The following is a 22677-nucleotide window of genomic DNA, read 5'->3' on the forward strand; positions in this document are numbered from 1 at the left end:
AAGGCCCGCGCGCCGACTACCTGAGGCGGAGGGAGGACGGGTGAGAAACGCGCAGACTAGCGCGATGAACGGGCGTGCGCGTAGAGAGGCCGCCGGTTAGCGCCGGGGAGGCGAGGCAGCGTGTAGCGGTGTCGGGCGACTGAGCGCCCGATCGTGCGGGGATTCAGGACGTCGTCCCGCGTTTGCGCGCGGGGGATGCCGCGCTCTTCCGGGGCGTGGCGGACTCCGCGGTGCGTTCGAGCACGAGCTGGGTGGTGACGGCGAAGTGCTGGCTCAGCAGCGTGCAGGCGAGGTCTGCGTCCCGCGCCAGTACGGCCTTCACAATATCCTCGTGCTCCTTGGCGACGTTGCGTTCCACCGCATGCGCGTTGCCCAGCGACATGTGGCGATAGCGTGCCGTCTGGGTGCGCAACGTGGCCGCAAAATGCTTGAGCCACTTCGATCGGCACCCGGCGAGCAGCGTGGTGTGGAAATGATCGTGAGCACGCTCCCACAGCGGGTTCATGTGCGGTGGGTTGCCAACCGCGGTCGGCAGGCTGTTGACCTGATGGAACGCCGAGAGCACGGCGCCTTCCCATTCGAGATTCCCGCTTTCAATCGCGTCGCGCAACGCTTCGGACTCGATGCACTGGCGCACCGAAGTCACGTCTTCGAGGTCTTCGCGGGATACCTGCGTGACCCGGAAGCCGCGCTGGTCTTCCGCTTCGACGAACCCGCTCATCGCGAGCCGCGAAACGGCCTCGCGCAAGGGAATGACGCCCGCCTGGTAGCGGTCGGCCAGTTCCCGGATCTTGAGCTTCGACCCGGGCGGCAGGGCGCCCGTGACGATGTCCTGAAGAATGGCGTCTGCCAGCATGGAGGCCATGGTGCGCGAAGCGCCAGCGTCTGCGTTGTCGAATGTGATGTCCACAAGGTTCTCCTGCATGTGCCCTTGATTATATTCAAAAGCGCCTATGCATGCAGAATTCAGGGTTAACGATAAAAGACTAAAATATATATATTTTGTACTTTTGTATAAAGCGGCGGATACGGACATCCTCCTCTCGCTGCTGCCCCTGACCCGAACTGGAGATGTCATGCGCTACGTAAATTTTTCGCCCGATGGGAAGACCCACCAACTGGGCTTGCTCGAAGGCTCGACGATTGTGTCGCTGGGCGATGCCACGCTGGAGCAACTGTTGGAGCAAGGCGCGGATCTCGCGGTCTGGGCAGCCGCCCGGCGCTCGTCCGGCGCGCAGTACAACGCGAACGAAGTCACGCTGCTCCCGCCGCTCACTCGTCCTGGAAAAATTATTTGCGTGGGCCTGAACTACGCGGATCATACGAAAGAAAGCCCGTACGACCAGCCCACCTATCCGACCCTTTTCCCGCGTTTCAATACCAGCCTGATCGGTCATCGCGCGCCGATGATCCGCCCCGTTGTCTCGGACTCCCTCGACTTCGAGGGCGAACTGGCGGTCGTGCTCGGACGCGGCGGCCGGCATATTCCTCTGGAGAAAGCGCTGGACTGCGTGGCGGGCTATTCGGTGTTCAACGACGGCTCGGTGCGCGAGTACCAGTTCAAGGCGCCGCAATGGACGGTCGGCAAGAATTTCGACGGCACGGGCGCATTTGGGCCGACGCTCGTGACCGCGGACGAAGTCCCTCTGGGCGGCAAGGGCTTGAAGCTCGAAACACGGCTGAACGGCAAGGTCGTGCAATCCGCGAACACGAGCGACATGGTGTTCGACGTGGCGTCGCTTATCGTCATCATCAGCGAGGCCATCACGCTGGAGGCCGGTGACGTGATCGTGAGCGGCACGCCCGCGGGCATCGGCTGGGCACGGGAGCCGAAGCTCATCATGCGCGACGGCGACGTGTGCGAAGTCGAGATCGAGGGGCTGGGCGTGCTCACGAATGCAGTACGCGATGAGGTGCCGCAGCGCTGATACGGCGCTTCGTGAATCAGACGGGCAGACAGACGGGCAGACAACAGGAAGGAGATGATATGAGACAGATTCGCGTCCCGGTATTCGTGGTGGGGGCGGGCCCCGCAGGATTGACGACGGCTGCGCTGCTGGCGAAATACGGCGTGGAGGTGCTGGCCATTACGCGCTACCCCGGCACGGCGCATTCGCCGCGCGCGCACATTACGAACCAGCGGACGGTGGAAGTGTTCCGCGACCTCGGTATCGAGGAGCGCGTGCGCGCGCTTTCCACGGCGAACGAGCTGATGAGCAACAACGTCTGGGCGACGAGCTTCGCGGGTACGGAGATCGCGCGCCTGCAGACGTGGGGCACCGGCACGAAGCGCCGCGCTGACTACGAGGCGGCGAGTCCCTCGCAGATGTGCAACGCGCCCCAGCACCTGCTGGAGCCGGCCATCCTCACGGCCGCGCGCGAGTATGGCGCGAAGGTGCTGTTCAACACGGAACTGGTGTCGATACGGCAGACCGAAGACGCCGTTCATTCGCGCGTCGTCGATCGTTTGACGGGAGAAGAGTTCGAAGTGATCTCGGACTACGCGGTGGGCGCGGATGGAGCGCAAAGCCTCGTGGTCAAGGAACTCGGCTTCGAACTGGAAGGCGAGATGGGACTCGGCTGCGCGGTGAACTGCTGGCTCGAAGTGGATCTGGAGAAGTATTGCGCGCACCGGCCGGGCGTCCTCTACTGGATGACCCAGCCGGGCAGCAATTACTGGGTGGGCAGCGGCACGTACATTTGCGTGCGCCCCTGGAACGAGTGGGTGCTGCTCTTCATGTACAACCCGCAGGACGGCGAGCCTGACCTCAGCGAGGACGCCGTGATCGCACGGGCGCGCGCGACCATCGGCGACCCCGACATTCCCATTCGCGTGAAAGCCGTGTCGAAGTGGACGATCAACCGGATGTTCGCGCGCAGCATGGTGAAGGGGCGCGTCGCCATTGCAGGCGATGCCGCGCACCGCCATCCGCCCGCCAACGGTCTTGGCTCGAATACGTCGGTCCAGGACGCCTTCAATCTCGCCTGGAAGCTGGCGATGATCGTGCGGGGCGAGGCAGCGCCCACGCTGCTGCAGACGTATTCCGACGAGCGCCAGCCGGTGGCCGAAGGCGTGGTGAACCGCGCGATCAAGTCGGTGGGCGAGATGCTGCCGATCGCGAATGTGCTCGGCTTTGCCGCTGGCCAGAGCGAGGAGGAGGGCTGGGCCTCCCTCGACGAGCTGTTCTCGGACTCCGCGACTGGCCGTGCGCGCCGCAAGGCGCTGGCCGAGGCGGTGGAACTCCAGAACTATCAGTTCAACTGCCACGGCGTGGAACTGGGGCAGCGCTACACGTCGACGGCGATCGTGCGCGACGGCGCCACCTTTCCGGCACCCTCGCGCGACCCCGAACTCTATCACCACGCCACGACCACGCCCGGCGCCTCCATCCCTCATGCGTGGATTCAGCGCGACAATACGCTCGTCTCGACGCTCGATCTCGTGGGTCATGGCGAGTTCTCACTGCTGAGCGGCCCGGGCGGCGAGGCCTGGCTCGACGCGGCGCAAAAGATTGGTGCGGAATTCGGCATTCGGGTGAACGGCGTGCAGATCGCGCACGGCACCTCGACGTTCGACGCTTACGGCGATTGGGCGCGGCAGCGCGAGATCGAAGACCATGGCTGCGTGCTGGTGCGCCCGGACCGCTTCGTCGCGTGGCGATCCGTCGACCGTGTGGCCGATCCGGCCGAGGAACTGCGCCGCGTGTTCGCCCAGTTACTCGGCCGTGCACCGGGCCAAAAGGCGACGGCAGGCGTGCGCGATGGCCACGGTTTGAAGGAGGTTTGCTGATGGCGTCCTTGACGACGGAACGCGCGGCGTTCGGTATTCACAGCATCGATCATTTCGCGCTCGAGGTGCCGAGTCTGGCTGACGCAACGCACTTCCTCACGGCGTTCGGTTTCGCGCTCGAACGCGCGGGCGACCAGATCCTCTTGCGCACGCCGGCCGGCGACCATATCTGGGCGCGCGTGGGCGAAGGCGCGCGCAAGCGTCTCGCTTATCTTTCGCTGAACTGCTTCGCCGACGATTTTGAGCCGCTCTGCGCGCAGATCCTGCGTGCGGGGGGACGCGCCGCGGCCCCGGCCGTCGGGGCCAGCAAGGAGGGCTTTTGGTTCGAGGACCCGGATGGCAACCTGATGCAGCTTCAGGTGGGCGCGAAGACCTCGCCGAGCTTCAAGGCGAAGCTCCGCTCCGCAGCCGGGCCGGTACGTCTGCGCGGCGCTTCGATGCGCGCGGACGCGTCACCCGCGCGGCCACAGCGGCTTTCGCACGTGCTGATGTTCACGCCGGACATCGGGCGTGCCGTTGCGTTTTACGAACAGGCGCTCGGTATGCGACTTTCCGACGGCTCGGCCGGTATCGTCGCGTTCCTGCATGCGCGTCACGGAAGCGACCATCATCTGATCGCGTTCGCGCAGGGCGAGGCGAAGGGCTGGCACCATAGCGCGTGGGACGTGCCGGATGTCGATACGGTGGGCGTCGGCAAGATGCAAATGCTGCAGGCGGGCTACGCGCAGGGCTGGGGCGTGGGGCGGCATGTGCTGGGCTCCAACTACTTCCAGTACGTGCGCGATCCCTGGGGGTCCTATTGGGAATACTCGGCCGACATCGACTTCGTCCCGCCGGGCTTCGAGTGGCCCTGCGGCGACCACGCGCCCGAAAACTCGCTCTATCTGTGGGGGCCCGACGTGCCGGCGTACTTCTTCGAGAACACGGAACGTTAGTCGCGGTCAGTCTGCATGCGCCGGAAGGAGGCTGTCACGGACGGGGACGGCTGTGCGAAAGCACCGACATCGTGTCACGACGTTGACGTTCGCATTGGTTGGCGAGGAAGTCGAGCAGCGCGCGTACTGATGGCAAGAGCCCCCGTCTGGACGGAAAAACCGCATGGACGATGCCGGCGGCCGGTTGCCACTCCGGCAGCACCTGAACCAGGCGGCCCTCCTCGACATCGCGCCAGATCATCATCGTCGGCAACTTGGCAATGCCCACGCCTGCCAACGCAGCTTCCCGAAGCGTCGCCAGGTCGTCGGTCACGAGCCTGGGATGGTGAGGCAGCGTCGATGTCTGCCCGTCGGGGCCTTCGAGATGCCATTGGTGAAGCCGTCGCGCCGGATCGAGATCGACGCTGGGCAGACCCACCAGGTCCGCGGGCGAGCGGAGTGTCTGCGTCAGGAGACCCGGCGCGCCGACGAGACATTGCGTACTGATGTCGAGTTTGCGCATCACGAGATCGGTCGAATCCAGCGGCGGGAAGCGGACCCGGATGGCGACGTCGACGCCTTCGGCTATCACGTCGACACGCCGGTTGCTGCCTTCGAGGTGAATCTCCACGGCGGGGTTCTCGGTCATGAATCTGCTGAACAACGCCCCGAACTGAAAGTTGAGCAACGCGACGGGGCAACTCACCCGGATCGTCCCACGGGGTTCCGCCCGCAATTCGGCAATCAGTTGGTCGGCCGCGTCTGCTTCGACAAGCATCGCGACGCAGCGATCATAATATTCGGCCCCGACCTCAGTGACCGAAAACCGCCGCGAAGAGCGATTCAGCAGGCGTACGCCCAGCCGCTCCTCCAGCAGTTGCACCCTGCGACTCAGTTTCGATTTGGGGATGCCGAGCGCGCGTCCGGCAGGAGCAAAGCCTGCGTGGCCAACCACCTGGGCAAAAAAGTAAAGGTCATTGAGATCTTTCATCGTTCTGCCTATAGGACGTTGCGTCAGAAAATCGCTATCTTAAGCGCACGGGCTTAATTGGGTATATTGACGATGTTGGTTAGCGCTTTATTCTCAGCTTATAGGGAGAGAAAAGATGAGAAAGAACATCCTGGGTCGTTATGGAAACAATCGTGGCCATTGGGTTGGCGATGGCTTCCCGGTCCGCTCCCTGTTTTCGTACAACACCCTGGGTCAGCACATCAGTCCTTTTTTGTTGCTTGATTTCGCCGGACCGCATCATTTTGATCCTACGACCCAGCGGCGAGGCGTTGGCCAGCATCCGCATCGCGGCTTCGAAACGGTCACGATCGTCTATGACGGTGAGGTTGAACATCGCGATTCGGCGGGAAACGGCGGTGTCATTGGACCGGGTGACGTGCAATGGATGACTGCGGCAGGCGGGATTTTTCACGAGGAGTACCACTCGCCTGGATTTGCGAAAAGCGGTGGATTGTTTCGCATGGTCCAGCTCTGGGTGAATCTTCCGGCGAAAGACAAAATGAAGCCCGGGCATTATCAGGGCATTGTTTCCGCTGACATTCCCGTTGTCGATCTGTCGAAGGGCGCAGGACAGGCGAGGGTGATTGCCGGGGAGTTTCTCGGACATCGTGGACCGGCGCGGACGTTCACGCCGATTAACGTCTGGGATATGAAGCTCACTCCCGGCGCAGAATTGACGCTTGATCTTCCTGAAGGTCATACGGCGATGCTGGTCGGACTGAGTGGAAGCGTGACGGTTGAGAGCCAACATGTCCTCTCCGAGGCAGAAATGCTGTTGCTTGGGCGGGACGGTGACAGTGTGTCCCTGCGCGCCGATGACCACGCCACGCTGCTGGTGCTGACCGGAGAACCGATCGATGAGCCGATCGTGGGTCACGGGCCGTTCGTGATGAATAGCGAGGCGGAGATTCATCAGGCCATCAGCGATTTCAATAGCGGCCGCTTCACCCGCGCCACGTAATAATGCTGTAGCCGGAGCATCCGGGACGGCCGTTGGCCGGGTGGTTGACGTCCGTGCCACGAACCCCGGAGTTCCGGAAGGCGCCTGGTAAGCGATCCCACTACTGTTGGGGGACGTTGCATTCCCGCGAGGCGCTCGGGTCGTCTGGCCGGTGAACGCTCGTGGTACGGGCTCGCCGGACCAGGACCTGGGCGCCACTTCAGGCGCATGAAACCCTGGTTGAAGGTCCCCGTATCCATTTGCCGATCGATGCGGATCGGTCACGTTTGTCGTGGCGCAAGACGCAATATCGCGACGAAACGAACAGACGGATACCCGTCGTATTTCAGCTTTCTGGCCATTTTGTGGCATTCAATGCGACGGAAAGACCGGCGAGGCCGGACTCTATCCAATAAATTCGTAAAGCGATTTTTATAAAAATAAAAGGCACATTGTAAAAATCTAACGTCTGATGAAATATGAGATTTCAAATCAATGTGAGTCCATTTTTCTCGTCTGAGGAAAATCGATTCGGGAATGTCATCAAATAAAAGCGCTCCACGCATATTTATGCGCGCACGCCCGATTGAAAGCAATTCGGATCGGCCACGGCGATGTCCAGGTTTTTGGACTGAACGGCAGTCGTTATTTTTAAGCTATGTCTGTTGAGTGAAAAGGAAGGTCCGATGGGCGCGAAGGTGGTTTCGGCATCTCTGGAGATAAAGTCTTGAAGCCGCTTGATAATGAGGAAATTCAGGCATTCATGCTGGTGGTCGAGAAGCGCAGCATCACCGCAGTCGCATACCAGATGAACCTCTCCAAGTCGGTCATCAGCAAGCGGGTGAGCGATCTCGAACGTAATCTCGGCGCCCAGCTTCTGGTACGTTCGACCCGCGGCGTCATGCCGACCGAGGCGGGATTGCTCTTCTACGAAGCGGCCACGGAGTCGATGCGTAGACTGAACGCCGCCGTCGAGGCTATCTCGGAGCGGAAAAACAATCTCTTTGGCAAACTGCGCGTCGTCGCTCCAGTGAGTTTCACCCAATTGTGGCTTGGCAGGGTCGTCGCGGAGTTCGCACAGATCCACCCTGATCTCAACGTTGTGCTGGATCTGGACGACAGGATCGTCAACATCGAAGCAGAACGATTCGATGTTGCGATCCGTGTTGCGCGGCTGCCGGACAGCGCCATGCCGACAAAGCATCTGGGGGTGAGCAGTCGCGTATTGGTCTGTAGTCCAGAGTATATGAAAAGGCATGGTTCACCGAAAACACTCGACGATATCCTGAGGCACCGCTGCTTGTGCTATAGCGATGCGCCAGTTTCCCGGACATGGTCATTTCGCCCGGCTTCGCCGGATGGCAAGCCTCGCACGCTTTCTCCAGTGAGTAGGTTTGCGTCCAACAATGGCGAGACCCTGCGCGACGCGGCCGTCGCCGGAGTCGGGCTGGCCCTGTTGCCGAACTTCGTTGTGGCGCGAGATCTGGCGGAACATCGGCTGGTCAAAGTCCTGCCGCAAGAGCGACCCGAAGACGACGTCATCTATGCCGCGTATCCTCGCAGCCCGTTTACGTCCCACAAGCTACGCACGTTCATCGAGTACATGAGGCTTTGGTTGATCGACACGCCCTGGGAGGGATTCGATTTCGCCGACGCGCGCCAGAGCGGAGGAGCCGCGCCGGTCGAATGCGCACCGGTACGTTAGCTGGCAGGGGGCTGCAAGCTGCTCAAGGTGGTGTCGATACGCGTTCCGCGCTTGATGAACAGCGTGACAGGCGTTTTTTCGCAGATTTCCGCCAGGCGCACGTTTTGGGCATCGTCCAATCGGACCGCTATATCCACTGTCCGGCGAATATAGGGCGTGCCATCGTGATCGCGGTGCAGTTCGGCGTTTACAACGAGACTTCCTGTCGGCCAGTTCTTTCTCTGCATATACATCCGCAACGTTGCGGCAGTACAGGCAACAAGCCCTGACAGGACAAAGGCGAAAGGCGCGGGCCCCTGGTCCGTTCCACCTTCATGCGGGCCTTCGTCGCCGGTCAGGGTGTGGTTGCCGGTCTGGATGCTTACGACATAGTCAGGTGCGTCGGCACCGAGATTTGCGCTGGCTGTGGCAAGTGGCACGATAGTTCCTCAATGACCGTTGCTGGATGAAGCCGGGTTGCTGAAGGCAGTGCAATCCGGCTGGTTTCCGTGGATACGCGCGGAAATTCATCCGCCTGCCAATGCTGCTTTGCATCCTCCATGGCCTCTTGCGTACCCGAAATGAAATTCCAGTACATAAAGCGTTTCCCGTCAAGCATGCCGCCACCATCACAGGAGTGTCCCGGCGGCGGCCATTGCGACGTTCAATTCACGCATGCTCGCGCGCCGGTTGCAGATCGGATTGCGGTCATGAAGGGAGCACGAATTTCCCCGGCCCGGAGGCGATGAGGACGACGAACCCGCCGATGATGCTGATGTGTTCGAGGAAGCCGGTGAAGAATAACGTGCGCTGCGCGCCTCGATAATTCCAGAAGTTGTAGAAAACCACGGCCGTCGCCAACGTGAAGATGGCGAGCAGTATTGATGCAATCGTGGTCAGGTGCCCTGCCATGATCGCCGCTCCGCAAGCAAGTTGAATGACGATCGTGCCACTTAGCGCGAGGCGGGGAAACGGTAGATTCTTCGCCTGAACCTCTTCAAGGCCATGGCGGAAGAACAACAGCTTGTTGAAGCCGCTAAGCACGTACATTAGCGCAATGAATAAACGTCCGGCGAGAAGATAGTAGTCGGCCATTTTGCTTCCGGCAACGATGGTTCGAGCGTCGCGACAGGGGTTCGTCTGGAGGGTCCGGGCGCGGGCGTGAGCGTCAGCGTCAGCGTCAGCGTCAGCGCCGCGCCCGGTTCGATCAACTGCGATCGTAGGAAAACTGAATACCCGCAGTTCCGCCGGTTTCGATGAACAGGTCAATGAAGGCGGGGACGGTTTCGCTGCGTGCCCAGTCGCGCTGGAGTTCGCAGAACAACTGCGTGACGCTGATCAACTTGCCGCCCGCCTGCTCGATCCGGCGAAGCGCGGCTTCATGAGCGGCCACTGACGTCCCGCCCACTGCATCCACCACCGCATAGACCTCATAGCCCTCCTTGAGCGCGTCGAGCGCCGGAAACGTCAGGCATGCCTCCGTCCAGAGCGCCGTCATGATGAGCTTCTTGCGGCCCGTTGCCTTGACTGCCGCGCGGAATTCGACATCCTCCCACGAGTTGACCGAGGTACGGTCGTAGGTCGTATAGTCGCCGAGCACCGCGCGTAACTGGGGGATCGGCGGCTTGTTCAGGCCGGTCTTGACGTTGACGGTCGAATGGACGATCGGCAGCTTGTAGGCCACCGCGGCCTTGGCCACGCCGACGATATTGTTGACCAGTTGTTGCCGATCCATCGAAGCAATCGAGTTCACCTGTACCGGCTGGTAGTCGATGATCACAAATGCGGAGTTCTGCGGAGTCAGCAGATGGTCGTTAACGGGATCGCGAATCGGTTCGCTAGCCATAATTTCTCCTGTCCAGTAAAGGGAAAGATTCAATCCTCAACGCGCATTGATGCAACGGATCGCTGATACGCGATACGCGGGTATTCAGGGCGCTCGCTCTGCCTGTGGAGGGAACTGGCCGCAGGCGGCCGGGACCGCGGCGACACGGAGTCCGATTGCAATTGTCCGCAGCGGAGTCCGCGTTGAGCTTCCCAAGGATAGGCGAATAGTCCTCGATAGCGTGAGCCCCATTTGACGAACACGGCGTTCTGCATTAGAGAACATCGCGGTAACGTAAATATCGTTCGTATGACTAATCATTGTATGGAAGTCTTGATGAAATCAGGTTTTTCGCACCTTTCTCACTGTTTCAGTTCATGTGAAATGGCCACCGGGGTGATTTTAGAAGCCTTCTCAGCGGGCAAAATCGTGACGGTGCATGTCGTGCCCGCTGCCAGAGGCACATCGTCGGGCACGGCGTCGAGATGAATGCGAACGGGGACGCGCTGGGCGAGCCGGACCCAGGTAAAGACCGGGTTCACGTCGGCGAGCAGCGTCGGGCCGGATGGATTGTCGCGATCGCTGACGCCGCGCGCAATGCTCTCCACATGGCCCTCGATGACCGGGCTGCCGGACAGCAGACGTATTTCCGCCTTATCGCCGACGTGCACATGAGGCAGTTTGGTTTCCTCGAAGTATCCGTACACCCAGTATGAGTTGCGGTCGATGACGGCGAGCCGTGCCGCTCCCACGCTGGCATAGTCGCCGGGATACAGGTTGAGGTTCGTGACGTAGCCGTCCACGGGCGAGCGGATCGCGCTGCGTTCGAGATTGAGTCGCGCGACCTCGCGGGCGGCGAGCGCGGCCTGGTAGCCCGCATAGGCCTGGCGCGCCTGGGAGCCCGAGTCCTCGCGCACTTCTGTGGAAATGACCGATCCGTCGAGTTGGGCGCGCCGGGCGGCCTGCTGCTTGCGCATGTCGAATTCCGACTTGCGCAGCGCGACTTCCGCTTCGGACTGCTGCAGCGCCAGGCGAAAACGTTCCCTGTCGATATCGAACAGGATGTCGCCGCGATGCACGAACTGGTTGTCCGCGACGGGCACGTCGGTGACGATGCCCGCGACGTCCGGGGCAATATTGACGACCTTGGCTCTCACGCGGCCGTCGCGCGTCCAGGGCGCATACATGTAGTGATTCCAGAGCGTGTGGCCCAGCACGATCGCGGCCCCCAGAAGGGCAACGGTGGAGATGGCGCGGATCAGCGACGAAAGATTCATGATGAGAGAGGGAGAACACCGCGGATCGGACTAGGTTCCGAGCGCCAGACTCGCGCCGCTGAACAGGCACACGAACAGCGCGGCCCGGAACAGCGCGGGATGCCAGACATGCCCGAACAGGCCGGTGCGGGCGAGTATCCGGTCGATCAGCCAGTAAGCCGCCGCACAGCCGAGGAAGACCGGCAGCAAGGTGGGTATAAGAAGCGAAGCGAAGGCGATTTCACGGGGCACGGCTGCTCGCTCCTTGCGGCGGATTGGCGGCCGTTTCCATGCCGCCCCCCAGCGCGGTCATGAGTTGCGCCCACGCGTCAAGCCGCGCGGCACGGACGAGCGCCGCACTTTGCTGGGCGCGCAGGAGTTCGGTTTGCGTGGCAAGCACATTCAGATAGTCGCTCATGCCGGTTCGATAGCCTTGTTCGGCGTAGTCGAACGCCTCCGTTGCGGATTGCAGGGAGAGGTTCACGTCGCGCTGCTGGATTTCCAGAGAGCGTAGCGATACGACCTGGTCGGATACGCCCTGAAAGGCGCCGAGCACGGCCTGGTTGTAGCTGTCCACGGCCTCGTCGTATTGCGCGACGGCGGTGCCATAGCGGCCCTTGCGCAGGCCGCCATCGAAGATGGGGAGCGAAATCGCCACGCCGAAGCTGTGATCGGCGGCGTTGTTGTTGACGAAAGTGAAGAAGCCGCCAAAAGCCGCCGACGCGAGACTGGCCGTGGCAATGAGGTCGATATTCGGATAGAAGTCCGATCGCGCGACTTCGATCGCCTTTGCCGAGGCTTCGACGCGCCAGCGCTGGGCGACCACGTCGGGACGGTGGCCGACCAGTTCAGCAGGCAAGGTGGCGGGCAAGGCGATGGGTACGTCGGGACGAAGGTTGGGACGCGCCAGGTGCTCGCCAGCGCCCGGCCCTTGACCGGTCAGGATAGCTAACTGACTGCGCGCCAGCGCGATCTGCTGGTCATGCTGGTCGATTCGCGCGCGGGTGGCCGCGATGGGCGTGTGCGCCTCGCTGATTTCAAGGCGGCTCGCAAGACCGGCCTTGCCGCGCCGCTCCAGGATATCGACAATGTGCTGCTCCTGCTGAAGCGTCTGGACTTCGATGTCGCGCAGGTCGTATTGCAGCGCGAGCGTTACATACGCGCGCACCACCGATTCCTCAAGCAGGAGTTGTGCTTCGCGGGCGTCGGCGGCAGCGGCCTGAACGGTGTCGAGCGCGCCTTCGAGCGTCGCGCGATTTTTGCCCCAGAGGTCGAGTTCGTAGAGCAGGCTGAGGTCAGCGGCGTTGTTCCAGACAGTAGCGCCGCCAGGCGGGTTGGGGTTGGCATAGGCGGAGAAACGCCGGCGCGCGAACGCGGTGTCGGCGGAGATGACCGGCGCGCGCGCGGCGCCGGCAATGCGCGCAGCCGCCCAGGCCCGGTCGATCCGCGCCTGGGCGAGACCCATTTGCGGATTTCCCGCCACGGCAAGCGTGACCAGCTCGTCGAGCTGTTGATCGGACCAGTGGCTCCACCAGCGGTCCTGCGGCCAGTTCGCATCGGTCAGCGCTGTCTGTATTGCGTCGCCGGGGGCAACCGACTTCGGGTCCAGCATGGTTGAACGCGCAACGATTCCATTGTGGTTCGCGCATCCCGACAGCAGGAGCGAGCAGACGAGCGTTATCAACAGGCTGGGACGCTTCGCCATTGGAACGTTGCGTGCAATGGCGGGAAACCGGCGTACACGATCGGGCGAAATCACCGGATGTTCCCGTCCATGGCGCCCAGCGGGACCAGATTGTCCTGGAGCGATAGCCGGATGTCGTTCAGCGTCGAGCGCAGCTTGACGAGGGCGATGTCGGCAACCGATGCCACGGGCGCAGGCAACGCTGCCAGCGCGGCTTCGACGGATTTCGAGGCGGCCAGGAAGCTGTCACGGGAAGGCGACGTGAACGCGTGCGCGACGGTCTTGCGAATGTCGGTTTCGAAGGTGCGCCAGGACGGGGGGAGCGAAGCGTGAGGGAGTAGTTCGCGCAGGGCGATGACGCCTCGGCCGATTTCGATGGATGCAAACGACCACGCGTGCAGGACGGCCTCGCTGTAACGCCCTGTGCCGCTGCGCATGCCGATCTGCTGGACGCAGTCGCGAACGCCGCTGTCGAATCGCAATCGTATGCCGGCGAGCGGGCCGTCGCAGGCCACGTGGGCGACCAGCCTGCGCAACTGGTTCAGATAGAGGCCGGTCACCCACTCTCCGGCATAAGGTGCGACGAAGGAGTAGGCGAGCGACGCCGCAACGATGCCGATAATGGTCGAGAAACCCGCGTCCAGCGTGCTGGCGGGGGAGTAGACGCTCGGGTTGGTCAGATTGCTCAGGAAGCAGAAATAGATATTGAATCCGAGGCCGATGGTGGCGGTCCGCGGCCATGTGGTCAGGTAGCTGCCTGCCAGAATAGAGGGCGTAATAGCGGCCGCGAGCAGCAGAAAGCCGTCGAGGCGCGGCAGCACGAAGAAGTTGAAGAACAGGCTCGCCAGCCACGCTGCCGTGCAGCCTGCCACCATCTGCCGCGTGACGGCGGCCGGGGCGGGGACGGTGGAGAAGAGTGCGCTGGCGATGGCGGCCGAAATGACCGCGCCCGAGGCGCTCGTCCAGCCAGTGGCAATCCAGAGCAGCGACACCGCACCGATCGTACAGGTCGCGCGCAATCCCGCAGCCATCGACACCATCCGGTTGGCCGTGGTCACGATCCGCACTGGACGTCGTACGTAGGCCGAATCACGCGAAAAGTCTGGCGAGCGCAGCGCAATGAAATCGCGCAGATAGGCGCGCAGGGCCGCTGCTGCGTTCTCCAGATGGGGCGTTGCGCTTTGCGCAAGCTGCTGTGTCGCAAGCGCTTCGTGCACGAGCGCGGCGTGTTGATTCGTCTGCAGGGCCGGCAGTTGTGCTATGAGGGTGGTCAGCGCATGGTCGAATTGATGAAGGCGCTCCAGATCCGGACGCGCGGGATCGATACGATCCGGCAAAATCGCGGCGAGATGGGCGAAGAGGGTATCCACGGTGTTCGCCACATCGCTGCCCGTATTGGTGCGCAGCCGTTGGCGGAACTGATAAAGCAGATGGAACTGGGTGTTGGCGTCGAGAAATTCACTCGCCAGACGGGTCATTAGGCCGTCGCGGCGGCGCAGATCCGGGTCTTCGAACACGGCTGCGCTGCGCAGGTTTTCCAGTTGTGCGCGCTGCCCGATGAGCGCCAACTGGATCCGTCCGGATTCTAGTGGTTCGAGACGGTCGGTCAGCGCGCGCCGCACGAATCCAAGGAAGTCAGAAAAGTGACCGGCACCGGCACGAAGCAGTACGTCGCGCACATGCAGCGGAAAAATCATGGCGCTGACGACGCTCGCACAGAGAATGCCGACCGAGACTTCGCTCAGCCCCGTCACGACGTTGTCCAGGATGCCATACGGATGGTCAATGGCGGGCAGCGCCGCGATGCAGGTGGCGTAACCCGCGAGTACGAAGCCATACGACTGGTAGTTTCGGTAATAGGCCGCACCCCACACGCAGAGTCCGATCCAGACGGCGAGCGCGCCCAGGAACAACACGCGCTCCTGGGGAAATAGCGCAAACAGCATTAGCGCCGCAAGATTGCCCACCACCATGCCCAGACCGCGGTAAAAGCCGCGTGCCATGACCATGCCCGAGTGCTGATGCATCATCAGGATCACCACGCTCACCATGGCCGTGCGCGGTGCCGCGAGGTCCAGCCCCATGGAAAGGCCCGTGGCGAGAAGTACCGCCAATGCAGTCTTCAGGGCGTGGATCAGCCTTATTCCGTCTTCCTGAACATATTGTCGAGCCGCCACACGAAGGGCGGCGTGCCAGGGCAGGCTGATGGCTGAAGATGTGCTCATGGCTCTCTCTCCCGGCTTGCACGACGAACCTGCCGCCGCTCAACCCGTAACGGTCACGGGTGGCGGATTTCCCGAGGCGGCCCGCTCGGTCCGATGCCGTTGCGGGATGCGCAGGCAGTGCGTCGCTGGTGCGCGGCAAATGCGTCGCTGGTCGGCGGGCGTCCTGAGCAGAGCACTGTACGGAAACCCTACCGAAACCGGTAGCGTCGGAATGGGAAACGCTTCGTTCGCACTCGTCGAACGCAATGGCACGTCTGAATGAATCGTCTTCGGTTATCCGTATTTTCCCTGGAAGTCACGAGCCGATGATAACGCTACCATCCGGCCATCAGATTAGTGCCTGCCGTATCGCAGCGTTGTTTCGTACGCTGAAATGGTAGCGTTATCATGGAGATTACCTTGTCCTCTATCCGCAAAAAGCCTGAAGAGTTGCGCAGCCACCGCTGGTACGGCGTCAACGACCTCCGTTCGTTCGGCCATCGCTCGCGCACGGCCCAAATGGGTTATCACCCGTCCGATTACATGGGCAAGCCGGTGATCGCCGTCGTCAACACCTGGAGCGAGATCAATTCGTGCCACACGCACTTCAAGCAGCGCGTGGAAGAGGTCAAGCGAGGCATCTGGCAGGCGGGCGGCTTCCCGGTCGAAATGCCGGTCATGACCCTGGCCGAGCCGTTTCAGAAGCCGACCACGATGCTCTACCGCAACTTCCTCGCCATGGAAACGGAAGAGCTGCTGAAGTCGTATCCGTTCGACGGCTGCGTGCTGATGGGTGGCTGCGACAAGACCACGCCGGGTCTGCTGATGGGCGCGATCAGCATGAACCTGCCGGCCATCTATCTGCCGGCCGGTCCGATGCTGCGCGGCAACTGGAACGGCCGCACGCTCGGCAGCGGTTCCGACACCTGGAAGTATTGGGCTGAACTGCGCGCGGGCAAGATCACCGAAGAGGAATGGAAGGGCATCGAAAGCGGCATTGCCCGCTCGCCCGGCCACTGCATGACGATGGGCACGGCTTCCACGATGACGAGCGCCACGGAGGCGCTCGGTCTCACGCTGCCGGGCTTTTCGTCGATTCCGGCAGTGGATTCGCGCCATGCGCAATATGCCTCGCTCACGGGCCAGCGTATCGTCGAGATGGTCTGGACCGACCAGAAACTATCGGACATTCTGACGGCAAAGGCGTTCGACAATGCCGTCACCACCGTGCTGGCCATGTCCGGCTCGACCAATGCGATCGTGCATCTGGTCGCGGTCGCGCGGCGCGCGGGTATCGAGCTGACCACGGCGCGCTTTGACGAACTCGCGCGCATCACGCCGGTGCTCGGCAATATCCGGCCGGCCGGGCAATACCTCATGGAGGACTTCTATTACGCGGGCGGTCTGCGCGCGTTGCTGGCGGAACTGGGCGAGCTGATCGACGGCTCGCAGATGACCGTCAACGGCAAGACGCTCGGCGAAAATATCGCGGGCGCGCAAATCCACGATGCGGACGTGATTCGCCCGCGCAGCAACCCGCTGGTCGAGCGGGACGGCCTGGCGGTGCTCAGCGGCAATCTCGCGCCGGACGGCGCCGTGATCAAGCCCGCCGCCATGGAGTCGCATCTGCTCAAGCATCGCGGGCCCGCGGTGGTGTTCAAGGACTACGGCGACATGGCGGCGCGCATCGATAACGAAGATCTCGATGTGACGGCCGACTCGGTCATCGTGCTTCAGCACGCGGGTCCCGTGGGCGCGCCCGGCATGCCCGAGTGGGGCCAACTGCCGATTCCGCAGAAGCTGCTGCGGCAAGGCGTGCGCGACATGCTGCGCATTTCGGACGCGCGCATGAGCGGCACGAGCTACGGTGCGTGCGTGCTGCACGTCGCGCCGGAGTCGTTCGTCGGCGGCCCGCTCGCGCTCGTCAAGGACGGCGACATCATCGAGCTTGACGTCGAGGCCCGCCGCCTGCACCTCCACGTAAGCGACGCGGAACTCGCGGCGCGCAAGGACGCGTGGACGCCGCCGAAGCGCCCGTTCGAACGCGGTTTCGGCGTCATGCATCAACTGCATGTGACGCAGGCGAACAAGGGCTGCGATTTCGACTTCCTTGAGACGCCGCGCGCCGGGCAGCACGAGACGCCCGGTGTCGAGCCCGACATTCACTGATCGATTCAAACCGATTCAAACCGTTACCGGATTCATCATGACCGCATCGAACCAGCCAGTCAGCGACGCCGCCCTCGAACAGCTCCGTCACGTGAGCACCGCGACGCTCACCACCCAGCTTTTCAAGCGCGGACTGCGCAATGTATTTCTGCAAGGCGTGGCGCCGCTCGTGCCGCCCGCGCCGGGCACGCCCAATCTCGTCGGCCCGGCGTTCACGCTGCGCAATATTCCCGCTCGCGAGGATCTCGACCACGTGGGCGTGTTCCAGGACCCGGATCACCCGCAGCGCAAGGCCGTGGAAACCGCGCCCGCGGGCAGCGTGCTCGTGCAGGATTGCCGTGGCGACCGCACCGTTGCGTCGGTCGGCTCGATTCTCGCGCTGCGCCTGGCGAAGCGTGGCGTCGCGGGCATGGTGTCCGACGGCCCGGTGCGCGACAGCGCGACGATCGCCGCATTCGGCCTGCCGATCTGGTGCACGGGCGCGAGCGCGCCGCTCAATCTGGCGAAGCATCACGCCGTCGACCTGAACGTGCCGATCGCGTGCGGCGGCGTGCCGGTTTATCCCGGTGACATCGTCGTGGCCGATGCGGACGGCGTGGTGATCGTGCCGCGCGAGATGGCCGTGCAGGTTGCGCAGGATGCCGCCGAGCAGGAGTTGCTCGAAGCGTTCATCACGGAGCGTATCGAAGCCGGCAGTGCGCTGCGCGGCACTTACCCGCCGGACGAAGCGACGCTCGCGGCGTACCGCGCGTGGCGCGAGCAGCGCGCGGGCTGACGGCGCGCCGCGCGTCACGGCCTCGCGCCGATTCCAGAAACATGGCCCGCGCATGGCGGGCTCAGGAGACTTTGTGAACGACGTCACTGCAGAGATCGACGAGCCGCGTCTGATCAACCGCATGGGATGGCGGCTGATGCCGCTGCTCGGCGTGCTTTATCTGGTCGCGTACATCGACCGCTCCAACATCAGCTTCGCAAAGCTCCAGATGCTCGGAACGCTCGGGCTTTCCGAGGTGGCGTACGGGCTTGGCGCGTCGCTGTTCTTCATCGGCTACCTGCTGTTCGAAGTGCCGAGCAACATTCTGCTTCACAAGTACGGCGCGCCGCGCTGGATGGCGCGCATCATGTTTACATGGGGCGTCGTGACGATCCTGCTCGCGTTCACGCGAAACGCCACGATGTTCTACATCCTGCGCTTTCTGCTGGGAGCCTCCGAAGCGGGTCTTTATCCGGGCGTGATCTATTACCTGACGCTGTGGTTTCCGCAGCGCCATCGCGTGCGTATGCTCGGCTATTTCACGGTGGGGAGCAGCCTCGGCAACATGATCGGCGCGCCCATCTGCGGCTGGCTGCTCGACAAGGGCGGGCTGTTCGGCCTGCACGGCTGGCAGCTCGTGTTCGTTGTGACGGGAATTCCCTCAGTCATCCTGACTATCGTTGTGCTGCTCTGCCTGCCGGGCGCGCCGGCAAGCGCTAAATTCCTCTCCGACGGCGAAAAGCGCTGGCTCGCTCGCACGCTCGCGGCCGAAAGCTCGACGGCGCGCACGCAGGCGGCGCACGGCTTGGTCCTCGACGTGCTCAAGGACCCGCGCGTGCTTGGGATGGCTTTTTATTACATGATGCTGTCGATTTCGGTCTACGGCGTGAGCTACTGGCTGCCGACGCTCGTGAGGGCTTTCGGTGTCAGCAACACCACGAACGGGCTGCTCAATATCATTCCGTGGCTGATGGCGACGCTCGTGCTCGCCACGCTGCCTTCACGGCTGCGCGCGAGCAATCACGCGACCGTCGCGATGCTCATGGCGGCGCTGCTCGGCGTGGCGAGCTTCGTCGGCTCCGTGTTCCTGCCGGGGCCCGTCCTGCGCTTCGCGGCATTGTGTGTCGGTGCGCCGTGCATGTATCTGCTGATTCCGTGCTTCTGGACGCTGCCTTCGAAATTCCTCCATGGCGCACGCGCTGCGGCCGGCATAGCCGTGATCAACTCGCTCGGCAACATCGGCGGCTTTATCGCGCAGAACCTCGTGCCGTTCGTCAAGCAGGCCACCGGTAGCAACCACGCTCCCATGCTCGTGCCCGCCGCGTGCATGGTCATCTTCGCAATCACGACCGCGCTGATCCTGCGCCGCGCCAGCCATCTGCCCCAGTCGGCCGCCACGGCGGCTGTCACGAACGACGCACACTGATCGTCGAGCCTGACCGCTGACGTTCCGTCCGACGGCGCACCTGTGCGCCGTTCCTTTAGATAGAAATGACAACGCTACCATCGCGCGTATCGCGCGAGGAGCCGTCCTACCCGCGCGGCGTGGAGACCGCCGCATCCTCACAAACTGGAGAACAAGCAATGAAATATATCCGCATGATTCCCGTCGGTCTGCTCGGCATTGCCGCTGGCGCGGCGCAGGCGCAAAGCTCGGTCACGCTGTACGGCGTGATCGATCAGGGTCTGAGCTATACGAGCAATTCGGGCGGCGGCAACCAGTGGAGCATGGCGGGCGGCGTGTTGCAGTCCAGCCGTTGGGGCGTGCGCGGCAGCGAGGATCTGGGCGGCGGGCTGAAAACGATCTTCCTGCTCGAAAGCGGCTTCGACGGCAGCACCGGCAAGTTCACGCAAGGCGGCCTGCTGTTTGGGCGGCGTGCCTTCGTGGGACTCTCCGACGCGCGCCTGGGCACGCTCACGCTGGGCCGCCAGTACGACGAGGTCGTGGACTATCCCGGCATGTTCTCGGACCGGGCGTTTGGCGGCGGCTATCTCGCCGCGCATCCCGGCGATATCGATAACTTCAACAACGCCTACCGCACGAACAACTCGATCAAGTATCAGAGCGCAAACTACTCGGGGCTGCGCTTCGGCGGTATGTACAGCCTCGGCGGCGTGGCCGGCGAGCTCACGCGCAACCAGTCATGGTCGATCGGCGCGGGCTACGACCATGGCCCGCTCTCGGTGGCCGCCGCCTACATGAACGTTCGCAATCCCAATGTGAGCTTCTTCGGCAACAGCACGACGGGCACGCCGAGCGCCAACGCGGCCAACGTATCGTCTCCCGTCTATAGCGGATTCGCTTCGGCGCGGACCTATCAGGTGATCGCAGCGGGCGGCACGTACCGGCTCGGCGCGGCCACCGTCGGCGCGACTTATTCGAACATTCAGTTCTCGCATCTTGGCGACACGGCCGAATCGGGTGTGAATCCGTCTGGCTACACGGGGTCGGCACATTTCAACAACGCGGAAATCAACCTGCAATACCAGTTCACGCCGGCGTTCTCCGTGACCGCAGCCTACGACTACATGAAGGGCAGCAGCGTGGCGTCGGCAACGGGCGTCAATGGCGGCGCGACCTATCACCAGGGCGCGCTGAGCGCCGATTACGCGTTTTCGAAGAACACGGATGTCTACATCATCGGCGTGTATCAGCACGCGTCGGGAACCGATTCGAGCAACCATCCGGCGGTTGCCGCGATCAACGGTCTGACCGCCTCGACGACCGATGCGCAGAGCACCGTCCACGTTGGCATCCGCCATCGCTTTTAACCGGGTGCGGGGCGCGCTTCTCGTGCCCCTCGCGCCCCGTACCTGATCCCTTTGAAGGAGTCTTCCCATGCAGATTACCGGCGACCTGCTGATTGGCCAATCCACCGTGCGCGGCACGGGACGCGTGTTGTACGCGATCGATCCGGCGACGGGCGACGCCATCGCGGAACCGGGTTTCGCGAGTGGCGACGCCGCTTCGGTCGAGCGTGCGTGCCTGCTCGCCAGCGCCGCGTTCGACCCGTTCCGTCAGGCGCCGCTTGAGACCCGCGCGGCCTTTATCGAGTCGATCGCCGATGGCATCGGCGCGCTGGGCAGCGTGCTGATCGAGCGCGCGCATGCCGAAACCGGCCTGCCGAAGGCGCGTCTCGAAGGCGAGCGCGCGCGCACGATGGGCCAGCTCAGGCTCTTTGCGGCGCTCGTGCGCGAGGGCCGCTGGCTTGCTGCGACCCTCGACGCGGCGCTGCCCGATCGTCAGCCGCTGCCGCGTTCCGACCTGCGCATGCGCAAGATTCCGCTGGGTCCGGTCGCGGTGTTCGGCGCGAGCAACTTTCCGCTCGCGTTTTCTGTCGCGGGCGGCGACACGGCGTCGGCGTTCGCGGCCGGTTGCCCTGTTGTCGTGAAAGCGCATGGCGCGCATCTGGGCACCTCCGAACTTGTCGGGCGCGTCGTGCAGGCTGCCGTCGCGCAACACGGCCTGCCGGATGGCACGTTCTCGCTGATTTTCGGCGAGGGCAACGCAGTGGGCGAGGCGCTGGTCGCGCATCCGGCCATCAAGGCCGTGGGCTTCACCGGCTCGCGCCATGGGGGCCTCGCCTTGATGCGGGTGGCCGCCGCGCGTCCCGAGCCGATTCCGGTCCATGCCGAAATGAGCAGCATCAATCCGGTCTTTTTGCTGCCGGGGGCGCTCGCGCAGCGTGCCGACAGCATCGCGCGCGGTTTCGTCGATTCGCTCGCGCTGGGCGCGGGGCAGTTCTGCACCAATCCCGGCGTGGTGATCGCGCTCGACGGCGCCGAACTCGATGGATTCATGGAGCGCGCGGGCGAGGCGTTGAGCGCCAGGGCGGCGCAGACGATGCTCACGCCCGCCATCCAGTCCGCGTGCGCTGCGGGCATTGCGCGGCTGACGGAGCAGAACGCGGTGAGCGTCGCGGCGCGCGGCCTGGAGGAAGGCGGCCCGACGCAGGCTCGCGCGATGCTATTCGCGACCGATGCCGGGACGTTCCTCGACAACGCGGTATTGAGCGACGAAATTTTCGGTCCGGTCTCGATCGTGGTCCGCTGCAAGGACGCCGCCGAGATGCTGCAAATCGCCACGAAGCTGGAAGGGCAGTTGACCGCCACGTTGCACCTGGACGCCGGCGCCGACCTCGATCTGGCGCGCGAGCTGTTGCCGATCCTCGAACGCAAGGCGGGCCGGGTGCTCGCGAACGGCTTCCCCACGGGCGTGGAAGTTTCGCATGCCATGGTGCATGGCGGTCCGTTCCCCGCCACCAGCGACAGCCGCACGACGTCGGTGGGCACAAGCGCGATCGAGCGTTTTCTGCGGCCGGTGTGCTATCAGGACCTGCCTGCCGAACTGCTGCCCGAGGCGCTGCGGGACGGCAATCCGCTCGGCCTGTGGCGCCTTGAGGACGGCGAACTCAGGAAGACCCGCTAGGCGGGCGGGAGGAGCG

General features: G+C 63.4%; 19 protein-coding genes. 10 read left to right on the top strand and 9 right to left on the bottom strand.

Going from position 1 to position 22677, the window contains the following annotated elements:
• Positions 1–163: 163 nt before the first annotated feature.
• The gene (locus B0G62_RS07235; RefSeq protein ID WP_103703469.1) at positions 164–910 is read right to left on the bottom strand and encodes a GntR family transcriptional regulator; all 747 of its coding nucleotides are present in this window, start codon (positions 908–910) and stop codon (positions 164–166) included.
• 166 nt (positions 911–1076) lie between these two features.
• On the opposite strand from B0G62_RS07235, the gene B0G62_RS07240 reads away from it, so the two are divergent.
• Genes B0G62_RS07240 through B0G62_RS07250 form a run of 3 tightly spaced genes read left to right on the top strand, consistent with a single transcriptional unit; the run spans position 1077 to position 4725 of the window.
• The gene (locus B0G62_RS07240) at positions 1077–1928 is read left to right on the top strand and encodes a fumarylacetoacetate hydrolase family protein (RefSeq protein WP_103703470.1); all 852 of its coding nucleotides are present in this window, start codon (positions 1077–1079) and stop codon (positions 1926–1928) included.
• 59 nt (positions 1929–1987) lie between these two features.
• Positions 1988–3790 carry an FAD-dependent monooxygenase gene (locus B0G62_RS07245; protein WP_103703471.1) on the top strand — a complete coding sequence of 601 codons (1803 nt, stop codon included), beginning with the start codon at positions 1988–1990 and terminating at the stop codon, positions 3788–3790.
• Positions 3790–4725, top strand: coding sequence for a VOC family protein (locus B0G62_RS07250; RefSeq protein WP_103703472.1), 936 nt, complete (start codon positions 3790–3792; stop codon positions 4723–4725). Before B0G62_RS07245 ends, B0G62_RS07250 begins: the two co-directional genes overlap by 1 nt.
• A gap of 34 nt (positions 4726–4759) precedes the next feature.
• Here B0G62_RS07250 and B0G62_RS07255 read toward each other — a convergent pair whose 3' ends face one another.
• Positions 4760–5695, bottom strand: a complete 936-nt coding sequence (locus tag B0G62_RS07255; RefSeq protein WP_103703473.1) for a LysR substrate-binding domain-containing protein — start codon at positions 5693–5695, stop codon at positions 4760–4762.
• A gap of 115 nt (positions 5696–5810) precedes the next feature.
• Here B0G62_RS07255 and B0G62_RS07260 point away from each other — a divergent pair, with 115 nt between their 5' ends.
• Both B0G62_RS07260 and B0G62_RS07265 read left to right on the top strand, forming a co-directional pair.
• On the top strand, positions 5811–6677 hold the full coding sequence (locus B0G62_RS07260) for a pirin family protein (RefSeq protein ID WP_103703474.1): 867 nt from the start codon (positions 5811–5813) through the stop codon (positions 6675–6677).
• 706 nt (positions 6678–7383) lie between these two features.
• Positions 7384–8361 (top strand): LysR family transcriptional regulator, encoded by a 978-nt coding sequence (locus tag B0G62_RS07265; protein ID WP_244193134.1) that lies wholly within the window; start codon positions 7384–7386, stop codon positions 8359–8361.
• Here the strand turns inward: B0G62_RS07265 and B0G62_RS07270 are convergent.
• The 7 genes from B0G62_RS07270 to B0G62_RS07305 form a co-directional block, all read right to left on the bottom strand.
• Entirely contained in the window at positions 8358–8780 is a 423-nt protein-coding gene (locus B0G62_RS07270) for an OsmC family protein (RefSeq protein ID WP_103703475.1), read from the bottom strand. The genes B0G62_RS07265 and B0G62_RS07270 overlap by 4 nt on opposite strands.
• 268 nt (positions 8781–9048) lie before the next feature.
• Complete coding sequence (locus tag B0G62_RS07280) at positions 9049–9435, bottom strand: DoxX family protein (protein WP_103703477.1); 387 nt, start codon at positions 9433–9435, stop codon at positions 9049–9051.
• 112 nt (positions 9436–9547) lie between these two features.
• Positions 9548–10186, bottom strand: a complete 639-nt coding sequence (locus B0G62_RS07285; RefSeq protein WP_103703478.1) for a hydrolase — start codon at positions 10184–10186, stop codon at positions 9548–9550.
• Between the two features lie 341 nt (positions 10187–10527).
• Positions 10528–11442, bottom strand: a complete 915-nt coding sequence (locus tag B0G62_RS07290) for an efflux RND transporter periplasmic adaptor subunit (protein ID WP_103703479.1) — start codon at positions 11440–11442, stop codon at positions 10528–10530.
• Between the two features lie 30 nt (positions 11443–11472).
• Positions 11473–11673, bottom strand: a complete 201-nt coding sequence (locus B0G62_RS07295) for a DUF1656 domain-containing protein (RefSeq protein ID WP_103703480.1) — start codon at positions 11671–11673, stop codon at positions 11473–11475.
• Positions 11663–13126, bottom strand: a complete 1464-nt coding sequence (locus B0G62_RS07300) for an efflux transporter outer membrane subunit (RefSeq protein ID WP_103703481.1) — start codon at positions 13124–13126, stop codon at positions 11663–11665. The genes B0G62_RS07295 and B0G62_RS07300 overlap by 11 nt, the downstream gene beginning before the upstream one ends.
• A 50-nt stretch (positions 13127–13176) precedes the next feature.
• Positions 13177–15330, bottom strand: coding sequence for an FUSC family protein (locus B0G62_RS07305; RefSeq protein WP_244193135.1), 2154 nt, complete (start codon positions 15328–15330; stop codon positions 13177–13179).
• A gap of 387 nt (positions 15331–15717) precedes the next feature.
• Here B0G62_RS07305 and araD point away from each other — a divergent pair, with 387 nt between their 5' ends.
• The 5 genes from araD (at position 15718) to B0G62_RS07330 (ending at position 22661) form a co-directional block, all read left to right on the top strand.
• Entirely contained in the window at positions 15718–17478 is a 1761-nt protein-coding gene (gene araD / locus B0G62_RS07310; RefSeq protein ID WP_103703482.1) for an L-arabinonate dehydratase, read from the top strand.
• A 37-nt stretch (positions 17479–17515) separates the two neighbouring features.
• On the top strand, positions 17516–18253 hold the full coding sequence (locus B0G62_RS07315; protein ID WP_103703483.1) for a ribonuclease activity regulator RraA: 738 nt from the start codon (positions 17516–17518) through the stop codon (positions 18251–18253).
• Positions 18254–18326: 73 nt separating this feature from the next.
• Positions 18327–19658, top strand: coding sequence for an MFS transporter (locus B0G62_RS07320; protein ID WP_103703484.1), 1332 nt, complete (start codon positions 18327–18329; stop codon positions 19656–19658).
• Positions 19659–19816: 158 nt separating this feature from the next.
• Positions 19817–21004 (top strand): porin, encoded by a 1188-nt coding sequence (locus B0G62_RS07325; protein ID WP_103703485.1) that lies wholly within the window; start codon positions 19817–19819, stop codon positions 21002–21004.
• Positions 21005–21071: 67 nt separating this feature from the next.
• The gene (locus B0G62_RS07330; RefSeq protein ID WP_103703486.1) at positions 21072–22661 is read left to right on the top strand and encodes an aldehyde dehydrogenase (NADP(+)); all 1590 of its coding nucleotides are present in this window, start codon (positions 21072–21074) and stop codon (positions 22659–22661) included.
• Positions 22662–22677: the final 16 nt, after the last annotated feature.

Source organism: Paraburkholderia eburnea, assembly GCF_002917095.1.
Lineage (GTDB): Bacteria > Pseudomonadota > Gammaproteobacteria > Burkholderiales > Burkholderiaceae > Paraburkholderia > Paraburkholderia eburnea.